Origin of the sequence: Mucilaginibacter sp., assembly GCF_036568825.1 — a bacterium.
Taxonomy (GTDB): Bacteria; Bacteroidota; Bacteroidia; order Sphingobacteriales; family Sphingobacteriaceae; genus Mucilaginibacter.
Genome location: NZ_DATCRU010000055.1, coordinates 28,837 through 50,260 on the forward strand (window position 1 = coordinate 28,837; position 21,424 = coordinate 50,260).

The 21,424-nt window shown below is 42.4% G+C and carries 17 protein-coding genes; 4 read left to right on the forward strand and 13 right to left on the reverse strand.

Translation table 11 applies throughout. From position 1 onward, the window contains the following. Positions 1-7 precede the first annotated feature (7 nt). The 7 genes from VIM89_RS10405 to VIM89_RS10435 form a co-directional block, all read right to left on the reverse strand. The gene (locus VIM89_RS10405) at positions 8-3,232 is read right to left on the reverse strand and encodes a SusC/RagA family TonB-linked outer membrane protein (protein ID WP_488156082.1); all 3,225 of its coding nucleotides are present in this window, start codon (positions 3,230-3,232) and stop codon (positions 8-10) included. 479 nt (positions 3,233-3,711) lie between these two features. Further along, positions 3,712-4,083 carry a VOC family protein gene (locus VIM89_RS10410; RefSeq protein ID WP_488156083.1) on the reverse strand — a complete coding sequence of 124 codons (372 nt, stop codon included), beginning with the start codon at positions 4,081-4,083 and terminating at the stop codon, positions 3,712-3,714. A 178-nt stretch (positions 4,084-4,261) separates the two neighbouring features. Beyond that, the gene (locus tag VIM89_RS10415) at positions 4,262-5,131 is read right to left on the reverse strand and encodes a helix-turn-helix domain-containing protein (RefSeq protein WP_488156084.1); all 870 of its coding nucleotides are present in this window, start codon (positions 5,129-5,131) and stop codon (positions 4,262-4,264) included. Further along, positions 5,131-5,502 carry a VOC family protein gene (locus VIM89_RS10420; protein ID WP_488156085.1) on the reverse strand — a complete coding sequence of 124 codons (372 nt, stop codon included), beginning with the start codon at positions 5,500-5,502 and terminating at the stop codon, positions 5,131-5,133. Before VIM89_RS10420 ends, VIM89_RS10415 begins: the two co-directional genes overlap by 1 nt. A gap of 260 nt (positions 5,503-5,762) precedes the next feature. Further along, on the reverse strand, positions 5,763-6,236 hold the full coding sequence (locus tag VIM89_RS10425) for a hypothetical protein (protein WP_488156086.1): 474 nt from the start codon (positions 6,234-6,236) through the stop codon (positions 5,763-5,765). A 116-nt stretch (positions 6,237-6,352) separates the two neighbouring features. Continuing rightward, the gene (locus VIM89_RS10430; RefSeq protein WP_488156087.1) at positions 6,353-7,063 is read right to left on the reverse strand and encodes a LytR/AlgR family response regulator transcription factor; all 711 of its coding nucleotides are present in this window, start codon (positions 7,061-7,063) and stop codon (positions 6,353-6,355) included. Continuing rightward, positions 7,035-8,159 carry a sensor histidine kinase gene (locus VIM89_RS10435; RefSeq protein ID WP_488156088.1) on the reverse strand — a complete coding sequence of 375 codons (1,125 nt, stop codon included), beginning with the start codon at positions 8,157-8,159 and terminating at the stop codon, positions 7,035-7,037. The genes VIM89_RS10430 and VIM89_RS10435 overlap by 29 nt, the downstream gene beginning before the upstream one ends. A gap of 196 nt (positions 8,160-8,355) precedes the next feature. On the opposite strand from VIM89_RS10435, the gene VIM89_RS10440 reads away from it, so the two are divergent. After that, the gene (locus tag VIM89_RS10440; protein ID WP_488156089.1) at positions 8,356-10,794 is read left to right on the forward strand and encodes an outer membrane beta-barrel protein; all 2,439 of its coding nucleotides are present in this window, start codon (positions 8,356-8,358) and stop codon (positions 10,792-10,794) included. A 3-nt stretch (positions 10,795-10,797) separates the two neighbouring features. Here the strand turns inward: VIM89_RS10440 and VIM89_RS10445 are convergent, their stop codons facing one another. The 6 genes from VIM89_RS10445 to VIM89_RS10470 all read right to left on the reverse strand — a co-directional run bounded on the left by VIM89_RS10445 (position 10,798) and on the right by VIM89_RS10470 (position 18,209). Continuing rightward, positions 10,798-14,433, reverse strand: a complete 3,636-nt coding sequence (locus VIM89_RS10445; RefSeq protein ID WP_488156090.1) for a hypothetical protein — start codon at positions 14,431-14,433, stop codon at positions 10,798-10,800. Positions 14,434-14,582: 149 nt separating this feature from the next. Next, entirely contained in the window at positions 14,583-15,473 is an 891-nt protein-coding gene (locus VIM89_RS10450; RefSeq protein WP_488156091.1) for an ABC transporter ATP-binding protein, read from the reverse strand. A 2-nt stretch (positions 15,474-15,475) separates the two neighbouring features. Continuing rightward, on the reverse strand, positions 15,476-16,213 hold the full coding sequence (locus VIM89_RS10455) for a hypothetical protein (RefSeq protein WP_488156092.1): 738 nt from the start codon (positions 16,211-16,213) through the stop codon (positions 15,476-15,478). After that, positions 16,197-16,604, reverse strand: coding sequence for a GntR family transcriptional regulator (locus VIM89_RS10460; RefSeq protein ID WP_488156093.1), 408 nt, complete (start codon positions 16,602-16,604; stop codon positions 16,197-16,199). The genes VIM89_RS10455 and VIM89_RS10460 overlap by 17 nt, the downstream gene beginning before the upstream one ends. 2 nt (positions 16,605-16,606) lie before the next feature. Beyond that, entirely contained in the window at positions 16,607-17,368 is a 762-nt protein-coding gene (locus VIM89_RS10465; RefSeq protein ID WP_488156094.1) for a hypothetical protein, read from the reverse strand. Next, the gene (locus VIM89_RS10470) at positions 17,361-18,209 is read right to left on the reverse strand and encodes an ABC transporter ATP-binding protein (protein WP_488156095.1); all 849 of its coding nucleotides are present in this window, start codon (positions 18,207-18,209) and stop codon (positions 17,361-17,363) included. The genes VIM89_RS10465 and VIM89_RS10470 overlap by 8 nt, the downstream gene beginning before the upstream one ends. Before the next feature lie 162 nt (positions 18,210-18,371). Between VIM89_RS10470 and VIM89_RS10475 the strand changes: the two genes are divergently transcribed. From VIM89_RS10475 to VIM89_RS10485, 3 genes are all read left to right on the forward strand, one after another. After that, positions 18,372-20,108, forward strand: coding sequence for a GMC oxidoreductase (locus VIM89_RS10475; RefSeq protein ID WP_488156096.1), 1,737 nt, complete (start codon positions 18,372-18,374; stop codon positions 20,106-20,108). Between the two features lie 2 nt (positions 20,109-20,110). Further along, the gene (locus tag VIM89_RS10480) at positions 20,111-20,983 is read left to right on the forward strand and encodes a sugar phosphate isomerase/epimerase family protein (protein WP_488156097.1); all 873 of its coding nucleotides are present in this window, start codon (positions 20,111-20,113) and stop codon (positions 20,981-20,983) included. 23 nt (positions 20,984-21,006) lie between these two features. Further along, positions 21,007-21,424 (forward strand): sugar phosphate isomerase/epimerase family protein (locus VIM89_RS10485; protein ID WP_488156098.1); only part of this gene is annotated, 418 nt, incomplete at its 3' end.

Here is a 21,424-nt window from a genome sequence, read left to right on the forward strand (position 1 = left end):
GGAGCTATTAAAATGAAACTTTTAAATTGAAACCATAGTTCCTCACTGATGGCGTTCCGGCAAAATCAAAGCCTTGCTCGTTTCCGGCGCCGCTTGAGTTTACTTCCGGATCTACGTATGCATTGGATTTCGGTGTCCATAAGAACAGGTTGTTACCAAATACGCCCACGGTTACCGCACCAAACGGCAGGTTTCTTAATTGTGCTTTGTTAAAAGTATAAGATATGCTGGCGCTGCGTAGCTTAATATAAGAAGCGTCTACAATGTCCATACCTGGTGTATTGCTTATCACGCTTGTAAAATAATTATACACGGAGTAAGGTATATTTGTATTTGGAACGCTTCTGCCGTTGGCATCCAGGTAAACGGAATTAGGGAACGGCTGGCCAAATCTTGGGCCGCCGGTTTCAATACCTGTACCTACGAAATCAACAAGGGATTTGGTGTCTGAAAATAATACGCCGCCATGTTTAACATCAAATAATGCATTCAGGCTAAAGCCTTTATATCTAACGGTTGTCCCCAATGACGCCTGATATTTAGGCTGATATGAACCTAAGTATTGGGCTGTTAATGTAGGTTTCGGTTGCCCGGTAGCAGGATTGATAATCGTTCTTCCCTGCGCATCTGTTTGGTTTGTTGTCGCGTAAAATTCTCCGTAAGGATAACCTTTAGCTGCGACTATACTCATGCCGCTGAAACCTCCTATTACAACCTGTGAAACTCCGTTTGGCAGGGCCAGTACATCACTGTTATTTTTGGTGAATGTGCCATATAACTCCCAGCTAAAGTCGCTGGTTTTAATTGGGGTGCCGCGCAAACTCAACTCTATACCTTTATTTTGAATCTCCCCTGCGTTTACCGTATTAAAGCCATATCCGGTTGAGTTAGGGATCGGAATAGATAGGATCTGATTTTTTGAATCGTTAACATAGTAGCTGAAATCGAGAGAAAACCTGTTTTGTAAAAAGGCTAACTCTGTACCTACTTCAAATGATCTTGTTTGCTCTGGTTTCAGTGTAGCATTGCCAAGTACCGATCCGACCTGCAATGCGGAAACATTACCGAATGGAAATTTGGTATTGCCAAAAGATCCATTGACAGTGGTTGACCCATAAGTGGTCAACAATTGATACGGATTGGTATCGCTACCTACCTGCGCAAAGCTCGAACGCAGTTTACCGTAACTTAAGAAGTTACCAATGGCAGTATTCTTCAGCAATTCGCTGAATACAAATGATCCACTTACGCTTGGATAGAAATAAGAATAGTTATTCAATGGCAATGTAGAAGACCTGTCGTTTCTTAAGGTACCCTCTAAAAACAGGAACTCCTTGTATGAAAGATTTAAATCAGCATAAAAACCCACCGTTCTTTTTATGGATATAAGATCTGTAAGTACGTCTACCGGTCCATTACTATTATTAAGGTTATACCAGCCAGGAACTACCAAACCACCGCTGGTATTGGTACTTGTTAAATTAGAAGTGGTAGAGCGTTCCCTGAAATTATTTCCCAGCAATAACGATGCGGCAAAACCATTATCAAACTTGTGGCTTGCAGTGATCATCAGGTCATGTACCACTTCGTTTACATTATATTGGTCTATCTCATAAGATCCGTTATTCGTTTCGTCAATCCATAATCCTGATCCTGATTCATCCGCCGGGGTAAAATCATATTTTGGTGTAATAAGTTTCCTGCGGTCCGAATACGAATCGACACCTACGCGTTCTACTATACTTAACCATTGAGCAGGTTGATAAGTCAGATTAACATCGCCTGTAACACGGTTAATGTCATCCAGGTTGCTGAAATTTTGAAGGACCCAATACGGGTTTAAAACAAAAGCACCATAAAAACCATAGGTATTGGTAATTGGATTATAGCCATTGTACTTGTTGCCTAAGTCTCCCATCTTGTTAATAGGAATATCCCTTGGCGTTTGCATTAAGGCATTCCATATACCGTTTGCATTCTGCCCATTTGAAGGCGTATTGCCCTGAATTTTATTGTAATTAAAATTAATGCTCGCAGTAAAATTGTTTGAGAGCTTAGTTTTGCCATTAAAACGTACCCCGTATTTATCATAGATATCGCTGTTGCCCGGATAGATACCGTTGGAGTTTAACGAGTTTAAGGCCATATAGAAGCTGCTTTTATCATCACCCGATGCAATACCAACGTTATTATCTACGGCAAAACCGGTCGAGAAAAAGTCCTTTATATTGTTTGGCAAAGCCGAATAAGGCTTCATTTGGTTAACGCCATCAATTTGTTGCCCCCATGGCTGTACCTGGCCGGTAAAAGGCGCGCCCCAGCTAAAGTTGTCACTGGCGTCATCTATACCTGTAACATACCCGGCGCTGGTAGCGGAACCTGACATGTAACCCTGGCCATACTCATTTTGAAAAGTAGGTAATTTGAGGACCGATGATAGTGTAACTGCAGAGTTAAGCGTTATTTCCAGCTTTTTTGCACGGTTCGTGCCTGATTTTGTGGTGATCATCAAGGCTCCATTAGACGCTCTTGAGCCATAAAGCGCTGCAGCAGCAGGGCCTTTTAGTGCGGTGACAGATTCTATGTCATTGGGGTCGATATCATTACCCCTGTTACCGAAATCGACCGCGGTTAAGCTGTTTGCGCCACTGACAATACTTGAGTTATCTATAGGAACGCCATCAACAACTATTAAAGGCTGGTTGTTACCTGTAATAGACGACCCACCGCGAAAAACTACCCTTGTTGAGCCACCCGGAGTGTTTGAAGTCGACGTAATGTTTACGCCGGCAACTCTGCCTGTCAATGAAGTGAGAACACTTGGGTTTTCGCCTTGGGTCAACTCATTGGCGCTCACAGTGGGTGCAGAATATCCCAAAGTCCTTTTTTCTCTCCTGATGTTCTGGGAGGTTACAACAACCTCATTGAGCCCCTTAATTTCAGTGGAGAGTACAACATTCAACACACCCGATGCGGGAGCGGATTGTTCGGTTGAAGTATACCCAAGGAAGCTGAAAACAAGTATTGCATTTTGTGGAACCGTTATAGAATACTGACCTTTTATATCAGTTTGGGTTCCTGTTGTGGTACCTTTTACCTTTATCGTTGCACCGGGAATTGGTAATCCATCTTCTTTTGAGGTTACGGTACCGGTAACCTTCAGATCTTGCGCATATGCTTGTGCTACACATAATAAAAGCAGAAGCAGACATGTTAGTATATTTTTTTTCATTTAGCTGATATTTGAATCTTGCATTTGATTATTCGATTTTAGACAGTCGGGAATGCCAGGCATTCAGGTACCCGATGAAGGGTTTGTTAACTGTCTGATGATAACTACATGCAACTAGCCGTCTTCAATGAATAGTTTAGACAGGCTGACTATTTCCTTGTTGTATGAAAAAAGGAATAGGTCATAAACTGAATAGTTCAAGTCGCGTTGCATATTAATTATCATCAGTTAATTACACCTCCATCATGTGAGAGTGTGATGGAGAATTATCGATATTGCCTAAACCAATCTGGGGGATATCTATAAAAAAGGTGTGCTTTTCATACTACCCATTAGCCAGGCTAATGTCTAAAGGCAATTTTAACTGTTAGCGGCTGGAGGGGATATGCGGGAATCGCCACCCGATATGCGAAAACCGCCTTTTTGAGAATTTTAGCACATCAGGGTTAAAAAACGATGAACTGATGCGGTGGAAATTGTTAAGCCAGGCTGTTATAACTGCGCTCCTCTATTAACAAATATTGATTTCCGGATGGGTCAGAAAACTCGGCGCCTAAACCCATTGGCAAATAATGCGGTTCATTAGAAAAGACAACGCCGGCCATTTTTAAGTTGTAATAATCACTTAAACAATCATGGCTATTGATGATGATCTGGCTCCTGGCGTATGACCCGTCAGGGGCTGTCATTACAACCATAAAAAGATCGGGGCTATTGGTTTTTATTAATACGCCTTCCTGGTCGGGTAAAAGGTTTTTCTTGCCGAAAACCTCAAACCCTAAGATTTCGGTAAGAAAAGCTACTTGTTTTTCAATGTCATTAGTAAATACAGGTATGTATTTGATTTTCATTTTATAGTGAAATGCAGAGGTTATGGGTTTGCTATGAGCAGCAATTGATGAGAAGATCAGTCGGGCAAGAAGCTTACCTGCAACAATTTTAAATAATGGGAATAGAGAGCGATATGCGAAAATCACCATAATTGTGTGACTTTCGCATATCGGGAAGGCTATCAGCCGGATAGCCTGTTTAAAAACTCAGCCTGTATTTCATAGGCGTGGTTTTAAAGCGGTCTTTAAAAAGACGTATAAATGAGCTGGGGCAATCAAAGCCAACCATGTTTACAATTTCGTTTACCGGATAGTCAGTGTTTTTTAATAGATCTTTCGCCCTTTGCAACCTGATCTGCACCAAAAACTGGTGAGGTGTTTGATGAAACGCCTGCCTGAAAGTGCGCAATAAATGGGTGACCGATAAGCACGCATATTCGGCAAGTTCATCCAGGCTGATGTTGGTATTGTAATTAGAATACAAATATTCTTTAGCCAGGTTAAGCCTCCGCAGAATCTCAATTTTGGTGCTTTTGCTCAAAAAGTTTAGCCGCTGCGCTTTTTGAAAGATCTCCTCATTAAATATCTGGAAATAGTTGATCAAGCAATGATGCAGGTATTCGTTTATTAGTAATTCATCCTGCAAGCCACGATCGAGGTGATGTTTCAGGTGGTTTATATTGAAAAATAAATCGCCTTTGAAAGGGTAAATAGTTTCATCAAACTCATGCTCATACCTGTTGATAAAGGGGTACTTGTTCAAATCCAGCAAAGTATCGTCCTTAACTTGCCAGCCATTCTTAAAATCCTGCAGAAATTTATCGTCAAAACTTATCCCGAAAGATTGCACCGGGATAGCGCTCTCCACCGTACTGGTATAATGGGTGCCCTTATTCAAAATCAAAAATGAATCGGTATAGATAGAAAGCTGCCTTTTTCCAATGTTATACCGCTCGTTGCCACTAAAAACAAACCGGATACTGAAATCAGACGTGGTTTGCTGATTAGTGTTATTGCGCGTACCGCTGTATATAACATTATTGTTCCGTAGTGTTCTTAAATATTCCATCACGTCAGATCGTTATAATTTCGCTCCTCAATTAATAAACAACGGTTACCGGATGGATCGGCAAATTCGGCCCTCAGCCCGGTTGGGGTATATTGCGGTTCATTATAAAACTGTATTCCGGCTAATTTTAGGTGGTGATAATCGTTCAGGCAATCGTCTGTGCTGACTACTATATTACACCTCCTGTTGTCGTAACCGTAGTCTTTCGCTACAAGAATGAAAATGTCGGGGCTCGAAGTTTGCATGATGACGCACTCGCGTGAGGTAAGTAAATTTTTCTTATCACACACTTCAAACCCGAGGTTGTCGATGAAAAATTTTACCTGGCCTTCCAGGTCGTCGGTAAAAATGGGTATGTATTTTATTTTCATAGTAAATTCACTGTAATAATTTGGTTATTGGTATCGGAAAACGCTAGTATCAGCAGGTACGCAAGTGTTAACCGGGTAATGGTGAGAGATCAGTTACTACCAAAGAATAACCAAAGATAACAAGGCAAAAGGGGATGCTGTATACCCCCAATTGGGTGAATTTTTATGAAAAAATTGGTATTTTGAGGAAATAATAAGGTTTTTAGGCATAAAGTCACCCCATCAAATGGGGTGACTTGTGAGAGATTGATTGTAAATAGTTAATTAACTTTATTCGCAATTACTTTTGGCTCGGTCATGCCGGGCTCTTTGTCATTAAATACTTTATATACCTGGGCGATCTTCCATTCTTTATCATTATTCTTTTCAAGCACCAGGAAATTTTGCTGAACGCAATTGTCATAGCAGAAATCAACCCGAACCATAACTAATGCGCTGCTTTTTGCAACTACTTCATATTTGGCTTCGCAATTTTGTTTAACGCCGCCATCCGTTTTCATCGCGTCGACAATGTCCGGTTTGGTTTGGACGATGACTTTTTCTGCCCGGGGAATGCTGAATGTGGCATCATTATTCATGATCTTTTTCAGTATCTTATAATTCCCGTTCATGTGGCTGTCGATATACTCCTTTACAACGCTATCGTAGTCGCCCTTGATGGGGCCGGAATATGCTGAAATGCTGAAGGCTGCCAATATCCCTACCAGGCATACCTTTAAAATTGTGATTTTCATTTTTCTAATTCTTTTACTCAAATTTCAGCAAGCGGCGCATAGGATAATGTGCAAATTGAGCCATTAGATATGCCGGAATGACCATTTTAATGGATTAGGTTGAAGAATGAGTAGGATTACCTTAAAGTCCTCAGCATGCGTATCACATGTTCCTTATAGCTTTCGCCTATCGGCAACTCAGTCTTGCCGATTTCTACGTCACTTGCGGTAAAGGCAATAATGTGTTTCAGGTTGATGATAAAAGACCGGTGAATTCGCAGGAAATTTTTAGCGGAAAGATTGCCTTCCATATCGCTGATCTTGTATTTAGTTGTGACAGGCCCGTTCAGCGTATATACTTTCACATAATCTTTTACACTTTCCATATACAGGATGTCATCAATATTGATCTTCACATTCCGGTATCCCGATTTCAGAAAAATGCTTTCTGTTTCAATAGTTATCTGTGGAGTGGTCTGGGTTTGCTGGTCGGCATTTCTGAGATAACGCTCTATAGCTTTAAAGAATCGATCAAAGGTGATAGGCTTTAGGAGATAATCTACAATATCCAGGTCATAGCCATCCAGCGCATACTCGCGATATGCTGTTGTAATGATCACTTTCGGTGGATTTCGCAGCATCTTTAAAAAGTCGATGCCATTGATGGCAGGCATACTGATATCGAGGAACATCAGGTCGACCTCAGTTTTTTTAAGTATTTCCAGGGCTTTCAATGCATTCGGACAGGTTGCGGTTACCTCCATAAAATCGAGTTGCCCGATATGCTTTTGCATGAGTGCTATGGCCAAAGGCTCATCGTCAACTAATAAGCACCTGGTCTTTTTCATCTTTGGTAACTTCTTTTTTTAGCCTGATGGCTAATTGCACCACAAAGTGTTTATCCTCCCTGGTCACGTCAAGCATATAATCATCCCCATAAATAAGGTCCAACTGCCGCCGCAGATTACTCAATCCTATCCGTTCGTTAGAGGCTCTCTCAGGAGCAGTGTTCTGTGCTGCAACCGTATTTGATATTTTAAAGATAAAGCTTTCCTCGCTTGCAAACAGGTCGATATTAATAACGGGGGCACCTGCATCATCACTGGCGCCATGTTTAAAAGCATTTTCTACCAGTGATAGCAAAATGAGTGGTGCAATATCAGACTCATATTCAACCTCTGTTTTAAAATTTACGGTAAGGCGGTCATCATACCGCAGTTTTTCGAGTTCGATATAATTGTTTACTAGAGCGATCTCGGCTTTCAGGGGTACATACTGCCCGTTGCACCGGTAAAGTATATGATCCAGGATATCGGCAAGCCGGGCAATAGACGGTGATGTAGCGGGTGAGGATGTAAAAGACAAAGAGTAAATATTATTAAGCGTATTGAACAGGAAGTGCGGATTGAGCTGTGTTTTTAGCAGTTTCAATTCGGTTTCTGCTTTTTCCTTTTCAAGTACCAGCGCCCTTTTTTGTGTTTCAAACTGATCCTTTAATAGCTTCAGAAATATGAAAATAGCGGATGAAGACAGGATATCAAACAAATACACATATAGCAGTTTGGGGATATCTGTCAGTATTTCCAGGTAGGTTTCGAATGCTTTAGGCTTCACCCCGGCCAAAGGCTCACAGATCTTCACGATAAATATCCGTCCTACAACGCAGGACATATAACAGACGATTACGAATTCCACAATGGAAAGAAAATACCTTTTGCGGTAAATAAACTGTGGTACTACAAAATAGGCCAGACTGTACGCGGCTATCATCTCGGCCGAAATATATAATGCATCACTGATGAACTCAAAGCTATAGGTACCTTTTTCTCCATCATGATACTTGCTTGCACTGACGGATATGAGCAGATAAATGAGCCAGTAGACTGTGTGAGTAAGCCAGCGGTGGTTTTTGTGAAACGATAAGAACCTGTCGAATAAGCTCATACACAAGTATAGTTATTTTAGGAATTGGGTGTGCAGATAGTCGACCAAAAGGCAAAAGCCCCCCCTGGATATATCATAAAGGCGTCCGTACAAGTTTTGAAGGCCAATTTTGTCTGTATGTAGTCATCCCGGCACAGTCTGCCCCTCTCTTAATCCGCGTATTCAGTTACCTGCTATAATTGGTTAAAAAAATACAATGAAGCAGGTAAACCGATCTTTGTTATTGATAATCCTAAGCGTACTAATACATCTGCATTTGTTTGGGCAGGGGATTATAAAAGGAAGTGTAACTGACGAAAAAAATATTCCTTTAAGTTCGGTGATTGTCAAATTGCAAATAACGACGGATTCAACTCTATATAAAGCGATATCTACTGATCAATCCGGCAGCTTTACGTTTAGCAATGTACCGCAAGGGAATTATGCTATAGAAATAGACTTGATCGGATATAATAAAGTAACAAAGCCCGGTTTGGTTATTAATAAAACGGATACAGTAAAAGACTTAGGCATAATAGCCCTAATTCCATCAACCAAAACGCTGAGCGGGGTTGAAATAAAAGCACAGGCGTCGTTTATTGAAAAACAGATCGATAAAACTGTTGTCAATGTAGATCAGAATATTGCAAATACCGGAACGAATGCATTGGAATTATTGAAGAAATTACCGGGTGTACAAGTATCTCCTGATGGGCAGATCACCTTAAATGGCAAATCGGGCATCAATGTCACTATTGACGATAAGACTACCTATTTGTCTGCGGAGGACCTGGCAAACCTCCTGACTAATACGCCATCATCGGATATTCAGAAGATCGAGATCATGACCAATCCATCGGCGAAATACGACGCTGAGGGAACAGGCGGCATCATCAACATCATCAGGAAAAAGAATAGTAAAAGCGGACTGAATGGTACGGTCACAGGCGGTGCAGGCTGGGGGCATAACGATCGTTATAATGGCAGCCTGGCGCTTAGTTATAAAAATGACAAGTACAACCTGTACCTCAATAATAATTATGGTTACAGTAAAGCACTGCCAGGCAAAAGTACGGTAGTTGCCGATATAATGAACGGCAATTCTTTACTAACCAAAGAAGTCTCTGATAACAGCCGTGGGAACGTCTACCGCGCTTACAATTCAGTTGCCGGCCTTGACCTGTATTTATCAAAAAAAACCACGCTAACCCTGACAGGCAATATTTCCGACCGGCAGGCAACTGAGAATATCAATTCTTTAGTGACTTCCTTTGATGGAAGTCATAACCAAACCGGGAGTGAGAATTTTGCAGCAATTAACAGGGATAAGCCTTTTAATTATACCACAGGTGTTCAGTTGGTGCATAAACTGGATACTGCAGGCAGGCAATGGTCGGCAGACGCGGATTATTCCAGTTACCGATATAAGCCAGGACAGTACAACACTACTATTAATTATGATCCATCGGGAAATTTGCTAAACCAGGACAATGTTTTTATCGATGAGCGGCGTACACTGCAGATTTTTGGCGCCCGTGTAGATTATGTGCAGCCGTTGCCCAGCGGTGGTAAAATAGAAACCGGCTTAAAGTCGAGCTATGTAAAAACCAATAATAACAGCACTTATTATAATCAGGTAGGGGGGCAAAATGTGGTCGACTCAACACAAAGTGATTATAATGTCAACAGTGAAAATATTAATGCAGCTTACGTAAACTTTAATAGGCAGTACCAAAAATTGACGGTGCAGGCCGGTTTGCGTGCAGAACAAACCGTGATGAAAGGACAGCAGCTATTTACAAATGCAACTATAGACCAAAATTATTTGCAGCTATTCCCGACACTTTTTCTTAGCGATAAGTTTGACGACGAGAATATTTTTAATTTTCAATTTGGCAGGAGAACGGACCGCCCGGACTATCATGAACTAGTACCTTTCAGAAGGCCACTCTCGGCAACGCTTTATTTCCAGGGAAACCCCAACCTAAAGCCCAATCTTGATTGGCACACCGGAATAACCTGGGCGTATCGCAATACTTTTTTTATTACCGCGGAATATGATGTCGTTCGAGATTACCTACGGACATTCCCGTATCTCGATTCTAACAAAACAACCATGACGCGTATACCTACCAACGTTCAAAGCGCGCATTCATGGGATGTACAAATCAGTTATAATAAGGAACTGGCCAAGTGGTTTACAACCAATACTTCGGTTACGATATATCAAAACTCGTTCAACGGCAACGCAAACGGCTTCAGCCTGGATGATCCCGGATTTGCCACCGTCGACGTGGTGTCCAACAATACCTTTCGTTGCAGCAACAAGCTATCATTTGAAACGGATTTTGAATATGAATCCAAACGCCAGTTCGTAGGCTCAATATATCCAGCCTATTTAGATTGGACCCTCGCGCTGAAACAAAAAATACTGCATGATAACGGCTCTATTACCATCAATGCAATTAATCCGATAGCTATCCCAAAATTCGGCAACGGCACCGACCATTATTTCGATCTGAATCAGTATGGCCATTCGACACGATATGCCGGACCAGTTATTGTAACCTTTACCTACCGCTTTGGCAGCGGTAAGCTTACCAAAACGCAAAGCAAATCAGGTTCAGAAGAGGAGCAGAAACGTGCGGGGGGATGATCATTATAAATCTTTTAAGTTGTCATTCGGGTTCCTGTCAATCAAATACCCAAGCGGGTCAATTGCCACTGCTTTTGGTTTGCCTTTAACAATGATGGTCAGTTTGTGATCGCCCCGTTTGAATTTGTATCGTTTCAGATAGGCAAAATTAGCTTTCGTACTGCCGTCCTGGTTCTTGGTATCCTGACCAAAAACGCCGATGTCGATATAATCATTCATGTTTAGTGCCGGCACATCGTCGTTTTTATCATTAAGCCAGGTTTTGTCAATATTTATTTTCAGGTCGATTTTGTATTCATCCTTATTGCCTGTGGGTTTCACCGTAACAGTGTTGATCTTATTGTCATAAAGTGTTACCTTTTGCCAGGTGTCAGTTAGATAATATTGCAATGAATCAGGCGTATGTTTCTGCAGGTAATGATACAGGTCGTTTGCCCCGGCAAAAGGCCCGGCACTTTTGAAAGCATAGGCATTTTTAAATTCACGCAAAGCATTGTTCAGGCTGTCTTCGCCTATTAACTCTCTCAAACCATACATAGCCACACCTGTTTTATCGCCCCATTCAAACCACTTGTCAGCTTTGATAATGGGGTGCTCCTTTTCCTCCATACGCCTGCGGATAAACAGGTAGAACCATAGCTCGTTCAATATAACAGGACGCATATTAGCCTTGCTATATCTTCTCTCGCTCATCACCAGCGCATCATAATTAGCCAAACCTTCGGGTATTACCAGTGAGCCAATAGTACTATTCGGAGCCACCTGGAAGCGCCACCACTGCTGTGCCAGCGCCCTGACCGTGTTTGAATACAGGTAGTCAAACTGATCCGGATTAGTAAGATTGGCGTTCCATCCGTTGAGCTCCGAATAAGTATTCAATGTAGTTGTAGCAGCTTCGCGCGGACCATAAGGTGCAGTTTCAACCTGCCTGATATTGTTAAAAGGATAGTTCCCATAAACACTGCTATAGTATTTTAATCCGTCGTTATAAGCTTTGATATAGCGATCAATATTGACGTCCTGCTCCGGATCATAATAAATATCAATATTGACCTTATGATCGAGCATCACACTGTCTTTCCGGTCAGTATACCTGGCCGAAAGAATACCGAATGGAGTATACATGCCCGGCTTATCTTGAACATAATGGAAATAATTGCGTCCTTTTTCTTTCCATTGCCTTATCAAATCGCCATGTGAGATGGCAACCTGGTCGCCCTCGGTGCTTACTATTACATCGATATTAACCAAGTCTGCCGCTTTTCCTGCTTTCAAATTCATGATACCAACCTGATCATTTTGCGCTATTTCTTCGTCTTCCTTAGGGGGCAATCCTGCTTTCTTACGAACATACGGGCTGCTAATTTCATCATCATCGTCATAACCCAGCCCTGGCAAACCGCCGGTGAAGAATGTACCGTTGTTTAATAAATTGTTGGCATAAAGACCATTGGTAAACCCTTTGTGTACGACCGACGAATTGATCTGCAGTACCGCCGAGTCTCCTGGCGCTAACGGTTTATCGAAATTATAAACCCTGAACTCAGCTGTGTCTTGTTTCGGCCCAAACCAGCTAAAAAATCCGCGCGAATAGAGTAATGGATAGGTAAAAGCCATGGGCTTTCCATTGATACTAATGGAATAGTCGGTCAGTTCGTCGCCATCCAGCAGCATGTTGTATATCGGTTGGCTGTTTTTATTGACGATGGTTACCGTCGCCCTTACAAATTCTTTCTTTTCACGCGGAAAAAGATCAGCATACATTTTAATGCGGGTCACTTTGGGCACTGGCTGGCTTTGAAAATGTTTAAGCGTCTTTTCATAAATGATGGCGCGGTCATCATTTTCATTTTTCGTCCGGTACTCGTTCAAATAGCTTATGTTGTAATAGATATATCCACCTGCTGCCAGGAACAATGGCAGTAAACCGAAAACAAATAGTTTGGTTCTCCCGTCAAACCTTTCAGGAATCAGCTGTAATCTTTCCTTAAATGACGAGTTGACGCCACGGTTATAAAAAAGCGCTGCGATAATGATAAGCAGGACGGCCGCTAATAACCAATACAGGTTAAACCAAAGTATCGGTCTGATCATATGCCCCATGCCATCCATATCCGACATGCCGGATTTAGGCGTGTAAGAATATAAGATCAGGTGATAGTCAAAAGTTCCGGTACTATCCAGGAAGAACATACCTATCCAGAGCGTGACGCCAAATGCATAAGCCGCAAACTTGTTATTGAAGATAATCTGCACCACATAACAGAATACAGCTGCGGTAAGCAATTTTGGCAGCAACGAAACTAATATATAGGTAAAATAGGCTGATAAATTAAAATGAGTAAAGCCCTTAACCAGTTGAATAATTACGCCTACCACCAAAGGCATCAGTGATAGCTCGGTTGCTAAAATCAGCAGCGGGATCAGCTTTGAGCCATTCAACACCCAGTTTGGCGGCGACAGCGAATCATTGATGAAAGCATAACGTGTAAGCTTGTCGCGTTGCAGTGTTTCGCCTGTATAGAACATGATGATAAAAAAGATGAAGAACGGAAAGGCATCGGCGAAAATGCCAAGCAGTAATACCGTTCGTGGCAATTCGGGTATCCCGAAGTTATTATCTCCCAGCCAGAATACAAATCCTAGAAAAACGCTGCCGGCGCCCACGATTATCCAGAAATAATTGTCGCGGATGATATTAAGTAATTCCAGTTTTATAAGGCTTTTCAATGTGATTTTATTGTATTTGCCCGAAAAGCTTACAGCCGGGATTTTGAGTATTTTATTTGATCGCACACCGACTTCATCAATAGTTGCCTTATCACGTTTGCCGGCAAAGAATCTTTCAAAATTGAATCTCAGGTAGGTTATTATCAATACTACCAAACCAAGCCCCGGCCATAGGAAACGGTTTATAGCCATAGGACCGTTCATCGCTATTAAAGAATTATTGTGTTGTACTGCGCTCGAATTATTCATCTGGTATCGTACACCATTTAGACCGAACGGGTCGGAAATACCAATAACCGTGGTGTTAGTGGTATGGTCGAGAAAGAACAAGGCGATGAAATAGAATAAGAACAGCAGTATTCCGCCAAAATAGATCACTTTAACATTCCGGGTAATTGCAACCAGGCCAAAGAAAAAGGATGAGGTAAAGAATACATTAGGTATTGCAATAAGCAGAAATGGGTACAGGTAATAAATGAGCCTGTTGGGGCCGTACTGCGCAGGGACAGTTTTCCCTGTTAATGGTCCGATATAGGTACTTAGGTAAATGGCAACAGGCACGGCAAGGGCAACTAATATCATGAATACAAAAGAACCAAGATATCTGCCCCAGAAATAGCCGCTTTTAGTGATCGGATAAGTGAGGTAATAATCTTTGGTCTGATATTCAATGTCCCGGTATAATGCTGTGCCCATTACCGATGAGCTGATGAGCATCATCATCATCGTCATACCGCAGCACCAGAACGTGATCAGGTAGGGAGAATTGATATGTTCCTTTTCACCCACAGGCAACGAACCCGTAGAGAATGCGAACATGGTGAACAGCAGTACAGCTGCAAAATATAGGTAAACGGCGGGCCTGCGGATCCGGTTTTGGATCTCGAACAGAAATATTTTCGAAAACATAAGTTATTGGTTTATAGCAGTTTTTAGTTTAAAAGGTTGTAAATGTTGAAAAGGTTGTAAAGGTTATGTTCTGGGTTGCTTTTCATAGTCAATAGCGAATAATCAAACTTCTTCAACCAATACAACGACTACAACCACTTCAACCTATTTTACATAGTATTCACATCTACACGTGTAGCAATATTACTGAAGTAAACATCTTCCAGGTTTGGAGCAGTTGAAATAAAGCCATCTTGTGGCTGATCCTCTTCCTTTAATACCCTGATATGCAGCTTCCCGGATTTAAGCTGCGTGGATATTACATTATAAACATCCCGGTAATATTGTATCTCGGATTGGTTTATCGCTTTTGTATAGACCTTGCCTTCCAGTTCTTTCACCGCTGTTTCAGGATCACCGGCATATAGAACTTCGCCAAGGCAGATGATAGCGAAGTTGGAACAAAGTGTGCTCACATCTTCAACAATGTGTGTTGAAAGAATCACGATGGTATTTTCGCCTAACTGGCTGAGCAGGTTATAAAACCGGTTGCGCTCAGCAGGGTCGAGGCCAGCCGTCGGTTCATCAACGATGATCAGTTTTGGATCGCCGATAAGTGCCTGAGCTATGCCGAAACGTTGTTTCATGCCACCTGAATAAGTACCCAAATGTTTCTTGCGGTCTTTAAACAGGTTCACTTTTTCTAGCAAGCCAAGTACCAGGTCCTTTCGTTCACCGGCATTGCCTACACCTTTTAATTGTGCGATATGATCAAGCATACGCTCGGCGGATATTTTGGGATACACACCAAACTCCTGTGGCAGGTAGCCAAGCAGTTGTCTTACTTGTGTTTTATTCTTTAATACATCCAGGTCATCCAGAAAAACACTGCCCGAATCTGCCTCCTGCAGTGTGGCAATAGTTCGCATGAGGGAAGATTTACCTGCTCCATTGGGGCCAAGCAGGCCAAACATGCCGTTGGTAAGCGTCAGCGAAACATCCTTTAAGGCTGTCACACCGTTAGCATACGTTTTAGAAAGAGAATTGATCACTAATTTCATAGCTATTTAAGATTTAATAGATGTTTCGCCTCTGCGCCGTTGATGATAAGACTGGCGCTATCGGCCAGATGGTAGTTTATATTATTGAAATTTGTTCCTCTGATCCATAAATGGCTACGGTTCAGAATAGTCAGATCTGCCTGGTCAAACTTGTTGTTTTGACCGACAGTAAGTATTGACCTGCTTTGGTCGCTTACACCAACGGTAGCAGTAAGATGCTTGATCCTATTGTTTTGAAGTGCCACATTCGAGGCATGATCTTGTTGTATATTAAGACTATCGGCAGTAAATCCATTGATCATGGTTGGACGCCAATCAGCATCTCTTGCAATGGTATCTGTTACTTTGGTATCATCTATCATATAGGATGCATCGGCTTTAAAAGATGACAACGAGGGGCACGAGATATAAATAGCATATTCCGGGCCTATACCACGCCAATGATCCGGAAACTTTATACCGATGACAAGGCGATTCTTTTTCTGCCTTATATCAAGAAAATCCATAGCCCCTGGACTTGCGGCGACCTTAAAAGGCCCCTGTACCAGCATAATATTGACAGCTGTGGACGACTCAAGCTCCACCGCATTAAAGTTTTTATAATCCAGTTTTACAAACTCACGATAAGCATCTGTATAATCTTTCTTTTGATATTCAGCCTTAAGCCTAAAGTCGTAAAATGCCAGGCTGATGGTAAGCAAGGCGAATGATGCGATCAGTATTTTATTGCTTGTTCTCATGTTGGTCTCCGTTTAGTTTGATAGCCTCCTGCTTCGCTGCGAAATCTTCATATTGCTGCCTGATCTCATCCATTGAAATACCCAGCAGGTACATATTTTTAAAGAGTTCGGGCAGGTTTTGCTGTACAAAATTTTGTTTCCGGTAGGCTTTTACCTTCTCAAATCCGTCTTCGGCCACAAAAAGGCCAAGTCCGCGTTTATTATAAACGATCTCTAATCCCTGTAAAAATTCGTACGAACGCATCACGGTATTGGGGTTTACTTCAAGTTCCACAGCCAGGTCGCGTACCGAGAGTATCTTCTGCCCGGCCGTCCATTTGCTGGTCAGGATATTCTCGCATACAAATGCGGCAATTTGCAGGTATATCGCTTCGTTATCTTTAAATTCCATCTCTAAACCTGCTTTTCTTTTAATCTGAAATAGGCCGCTGTCCATATCAGCACGGTCACCAGCATTATCGTTATCATTATCGTGAGTGAATCCGGCCCGTCGGCGCTTATTGAATAATATTTTGGACCCTCATTAAAATTGAGAAATCCGTAAGGCATAGCCGGCTTAACGATTGCCAGTCCTGTAATCAGTTTTAGGAATACTGTATTGCATATCAGCAGCAAAGCATAGCTAATAAAAAAGGTAAATCCGGTTTTAATAAAGTGCAGGTTTCTGAAAAGTATGGCGCCGAAAAGGGTGATGGCGTGCAGAATAGAAAAGAGCACAAAAAGGGCCGGCATTTCGCCTTGCTGCAGGCTGAATAATACAAAATGGTGTCTTGTAACGCCCAGGCTACCGACAACGAGGTAAAAAATCGCCGTGTAGACCAGCAGAAAAACAGGATAGGAATATATCCATCCTACCAGGAATTTTTCGAATGCTGTGGCCGGAAGCGTGAGTGCGGGGATAGCTTTATTTTTTTCACCGAAATCCATAAATACTGTACTGGTGAAAATACAGCCCGCAATAAGCATCAGGATAATAAAAGCTGCTGTCTGGAACGCGGTGTCAGGCGGCTCGGGGACGATAAAGAACAGGAACGACCCTCCAAGTAAAATTACGCCCGTCAACACCGCGATCGACATCAGGTAGGTACGGTAATGCTCAACCGTATGCTTAACGAAGAGACGACAGAAACGCTTCAAACTAAAAAAATTATTCATCGTTACCTCCTGTTTTTAGTGTTTCTACTAATTGAACAGAGCCATTAGTCACCCCATTGAAAAGCAGTTCCAAATCCATTTTACTGTATTTGCCCGAAGTGTTGTGTATAATGGCGTGTTTGCCGCGCATGGTTTCTTCCTCGTATAAAACTTTCATTCCTGCGGTATTGTCGAACAGGCCGAATAGCAGTTTGTCGGTCACTTCTTCCACATCGCTGTTAACTACTATTTGGTGATTATCAAGTATCAGGATGGTGTCGATCAGGCTATCTAAATCCCTTACCTGGTGGGTAGAGATAATAACGCATCTTTCGGCATTAAGCATAGAAGCAATCAGTTTTCTGAATTGAACTTTAGAGGGAATATCCAGCCCGTTTGTGGGTTCGTCCATAATAAGTACCGAGGTATTAGTGGCCAGGCCAAACGCGATCATCACTTTCTTTTGCTGCCCGTACGACTGGCTGCTCATCAGCAATTCAGGATCTACATCTAAAGTTTTAAGATTAGCATAAAAATCCGTTAAGCTGAATTTAGGATAGAATAACCCGGTATTTCTTGCAAACTGCTCAGGCGTCAATGCGGGTGCATAAATATCTTCCGGTATAAAGAACATATCCTCCAGCATCGACACCATTCTCCCGGCCGAATTCATTCCATTAACAAGACATTTGCCTGAGATTGGAAAAGCCAGCCCTGCAATAATTTTTAATAGCGTTGATTTTCCTGCGCCATTCTTTCCCAACAGGCCATAAATGTGGCCGGGGTTTAGTGAAAGGCTCAGGTTTTTAAATACCGGCTTTCCTTTTTTATACCAAAAATCAAGATTCTCAATCTGAATCATATTAGTGTATTAGTATAATAGTACACTACAAATGTAATGATGATTTTTATAAATGCAAGAAAATTTTCAGGTCTGTAAAAAAATAATGAAAGCGTCAATCCGACACAAAGATTTTTATTATTAACTTGACAATCGATTTAACCAATATTAACCTCTTTCTCTATGGACGCAACTGATTCGTCAAAAAAACCCAACCTCAACATACGGGCAAAGGGAAAAAATACATATGATGCCATTGTTGTCGGCTCAGGAATAAGCGGTGGCTGGGCGGCTAAAGAACTTTGCGAAAAAGGCTTGAAAACGCTGGTTCTGGAAAGAGGCAGAAACGTAGAACATCTGAAAGACTACCCGACAGCATTAAAAGGACCCTGGGAGTTTCCGCATCATTTGAAAATGCCTTTGTCTGTAACAAAGGATAATCCGGTGGTTTCCCGTTGCTATGCATTTGATGAATCGACCGCGCATTTTTTCGTAAAGGATACGGAACATCCTTATGTGCAGGAAAAACCTTTTGACTGGATACGTGGGTATCAGGTGGGCGGTAAATCCTTATTATGGTGGCGGCAAACCCAGCGCTGGAGCCAGCATGATTTTGAGGGACCTGCAAGGGACGGATACGCGGTAGACTGGCCCATCAGGTATAATGATATCGCGCCATGGTATTCTTATGTCGAAAAATTTGTTGGCATAAGCGGTAATCGTGATGGCTTGGATATATTGCCGGACGGTGAATTCCTTCCGGCCTGGGAAATGAACTGCGTTGAAAAGGATATTGCATCGCGTATTATGCTTAAATATCCGGGACGCCACGTTGTACAGGGAAGATGTGCTCACCTAACTAAGCCCGAACCCATCCATTTGCAGCAGGGACGTGGGCAATGCCAGGCGCGTAACCAATGTGAAAGAGGATGTCCATTTGGAGGGTATTTCAGCTCCAATTCCTCCACCATTCCATGGGCTAAGAAAACAGGCAATCTCACTCTTCGGCCTTTCTCTGTTGTGCGCTCGGTAATCTATGATGATAAGCTTGGCAAAGCCACAGGTGTAAAAGTTATCGATGCTGAAACCATGCAGGAACATGAATATTATGCTGACCTGATCTTTATTAACGCCGCCTGCCTCAATACCAACCTGATCTTGTTAAATTCCACTTCCTCACGGTTCCCGAATGGACTGGGAAATGATAATGGGCTGCTGGGAAAATATGTTGCCTTTCAAAACTATCGCGGAAACATTTTTGCTGATTTTGATGGTCCGCCGGACAAGTATTACTATGGCCGCAGACCTACCCAGCCAATGATCCCGAATTTTAGGAACATACAAAAACAGGAAATGGATTTTCAACGGGGGTACATGATGTTTTATGGAGCTGATCGCCCCCGGGTAAATGCTGAAGGTATCGGCGGCGCATTTAAGGATGCGCTTGGCGAACCGGGCCCTTGGCGCGTGAGTATGTCGATACAAGGAGAAACTATCCCGAAGGAAACCAACCACGTCAGGCTAAGTAAAGACAAAAAAGACAAATGGGGTATTCCTTTGCTGGTTACCTCGGTTGGATATGATGACAATGATGAGAAATTGTTAAAAGATTTCTTCCAAACCGGAAGCGAAATGTTGCATGCGGCCGGTTGTACAAATGTTCAAACTGTCGACACCGGGCAAGCGCCAGGGCTCGACATACACGAAGTCGGCGGAGTAAGGATGGGCAATGATCCAAAAACTTCATTGTTGAACAAATGGAACGCCATGCACCATTGCCCCAATGTGTTTGTGACAGACGGCGCCTGCATGACCTCGACCGGGGTGCAAAATCCTTCCATTACTTTCATGGCGCTTACTGCCCGTGCCGTAAACCACGCGATTGACGAATTTAAAAAGGGAACAAAAACCAATTCATAAACATGACAAACAGGAGAGAATTTATCCAATTGGCAGGCATGGGAATAATGGCCACAGCTATGCCCGACTTTCTAAAACTATCCGGGGCAGGAAAGCACCGGTTAGCCGTTCAGCTTTATACGATCCGCGATGCCATTTCTAAAGATTTAAGGGGAAGCTTAAAGCATTTGGCTGATCTTGGATTCAAAAACGTAGAGACTGCTTTCTGGCCTGAAAATGTAAGCGTTGCAACTGCTGCAGGTACCTTAAAAGAGTTTGGCTTTAATGTGACATCCTGCCATGTGGATATGCCTACAAAGGATAACATTGCAAAGCTGGTAAGCAACGCAAAAGCCTACGGCTGCGATAAACTGATCTGGCACGGGTGGCCTGAAGATAAACGCTATAGCTCGCTGGCAGGCACGAAGGAATTGGTCAAACTATATAATGAAAGCTATAAACTAGCCAAGGATCATGGGTTACATTTTGGGCTGCATAATCATTGGTGGGAATACCGGAATCATGTGGGTGGTAAATTAGTATATGAAGTGTTGAATGAAGAGTTGAACCCGGACATCTTTTTTGAAACCGATGTTTATTGGGTGAAGGTAGCAGGCCAGGACCCTGCCACAATTTTGAAGAAGCTTAAGAACAGAATACGCTTGATCCACATTAAAGACGGCCCAGCGGTTTTTAATGAAAAATTGATCATGGATACGCCTGATCCAATGACACCTGTCGGAAAAGGTACATTAGATATTCCTTCGATAGTGAATGCATGTTCAGACAAGGTGGAGTGGATGGTGATCGAGCTGGATAAATCAGCTATCGATGTTTATGAAGCGTTGAAGCAAAGCCGTGAATATTTGTTGAAGTTTAAGTCAGTCACTGGTTAAGATATCTGGCAAAAAACCTGGTTATGAAACACCCTACACGCCGCCAATTCATTCAGTCCTCATTAATACTCGTGTCATGGTCAGTAATGCCTTTTGCCTTTGGCGCTCAACGCAATAGAGCCTTATTATCCTTTTCTACTTTGGGCTGTCCTGATTGGGACTTCAAACAAACAGTTGACTTTGCCTCCGCACACGATTACCAGGGCATCGAACTGCGCGGAATAAAACGACAGCTCGATCTATTACAATGTGAAGAATTTAAAAGTTCCGAAAACCGAAAAGCGACGCTTCGGATGATGAAAGATAAAGGGTTGAGGTTTGTTGATCTCGGTTCGTCTACCAATTTGCATTTCCCGGAGGGAGCTGAAAGAACAAAAAATCTGGACGAGGCCAAACGTTTCATCGACCTTGCACAAGAGATCGAGTGCCCGTTTATCAGGG

Excerpts from the sequence above, each read along its gene's own strand:
- VIM89_RS10405 (WP_488156082.1), bottom strand. The coding sequence starts at position 3,232 with ATGAAAAAAAATATACTAACATGTCTGCTTCTGCTTTTATTATGTGTA.
- VIM89_RS10410 (WP_488156083.1), bottom strand. The coding sequence starts at position 4,083 with ATGAAAATCAAATACATACCTGTATTTACTAATGACATTGAAAAACAA.
- VIM89_RS10415 (WP_488156084.1), bottom strand. The coding sequence starts at position 5,131 with ATGGAATATTTAAGAACACTACGGAACAATAATGTTATATACAGCGGT.
- VIM89_RS10420 (WP_488156085.1), bottom strand. The coding sequence starts at position 5,502 with ATGAAAATAAAATACATACCCATTTTTACCGACGACCTGGAAGGCCAG.
- VIM89_RS10425 (WP_488156086.1), bottom strand. The coding sequence starts at position 6,236 with ATGAAAATCACAATTTTAAAGGTATGCCTGGTAGGGATATTGGCAGCC.
- VIM89_RS10430 (WP_488156087.1), bottom strand. The coding sequence starts at position 7,063 with ATGAAAAAGACCAGGTGCTTATTAGTTGACGATGAGCCTTTGGCCATA.
- VIM89_RS10435 (WP_488156088.1), bottom strand. The coding sequence starts at position 8,159 with ATGAGCTTATTCGACAGGTTCTTATCGTTTCACAAAAACCACCGCTGG.
- VIM89_RS10440 (WP_488156089.1), top strand. The coding sequence starts at position 8,356 with ATGAAGCAGGTAAACCGATCTTTGTTATTGATAATCCTAAGCGTACTA.
- VIM89_RS10445 (WP_488156090.1), bottom strand. The coding sequence starts at position 14,433 with ATGTTTTCGAAAATATTTCTGTTCGAGATCCAAAACCGGATCCGCAGG.
- VIM89_RS10450 (WP_488156091.1), bottom strand. The coding sequence starts at position 15,473 with ATGAAATTAGTGATCAATTCTCTTTCTAAAACGTATGCTAACGGTGTG.
- VIM89_RS10455 (WP_488156092.1), bottom strand. The coding sequence starts at position 16,213 with ATGAGAACAAGCAATAAAATACTGATCGCATCATTCGCCTTGCTTACC.
- VIM89_RS10460 (WP_488156093.1), bottom strand. The coding sequence starts at position 16,604 with ATGGAATTTAAAGATAACGAAGCGATATACCTGCAAATTGCCGCATTT.
- VIM89_RS10465 (WP_488156094.1), bottom strand. The coding sequence starts at position 17,368 with ATGAATAATTTTTTTAGTTTGAAGCGTTTCTGTCGTCTCTTCGTTAAG.
- VIM89_RS10470 (WP_488156095.1), bottom strand. The coding sequence starts at position 18,209 with ATGATTCAGATTGAGAATCTTGATTTTTGGTATAAAAAAGGAAAGCCG.
- VIM89_RS10475 (WP_488156096.1), top strand. The coding sequence starts at position 18,372 with ATGGACGCAACTGATTCGTCAAAAAAACCCAACCTCAACATACGGGCA.
- VIM89_RS10480 (WP_488156097.1), top strand. The coding sequence starts at position 20,111 with ATGACAAACAGGAGAGAATTTATCCAATTGGCAGGCATGGGAATAATG.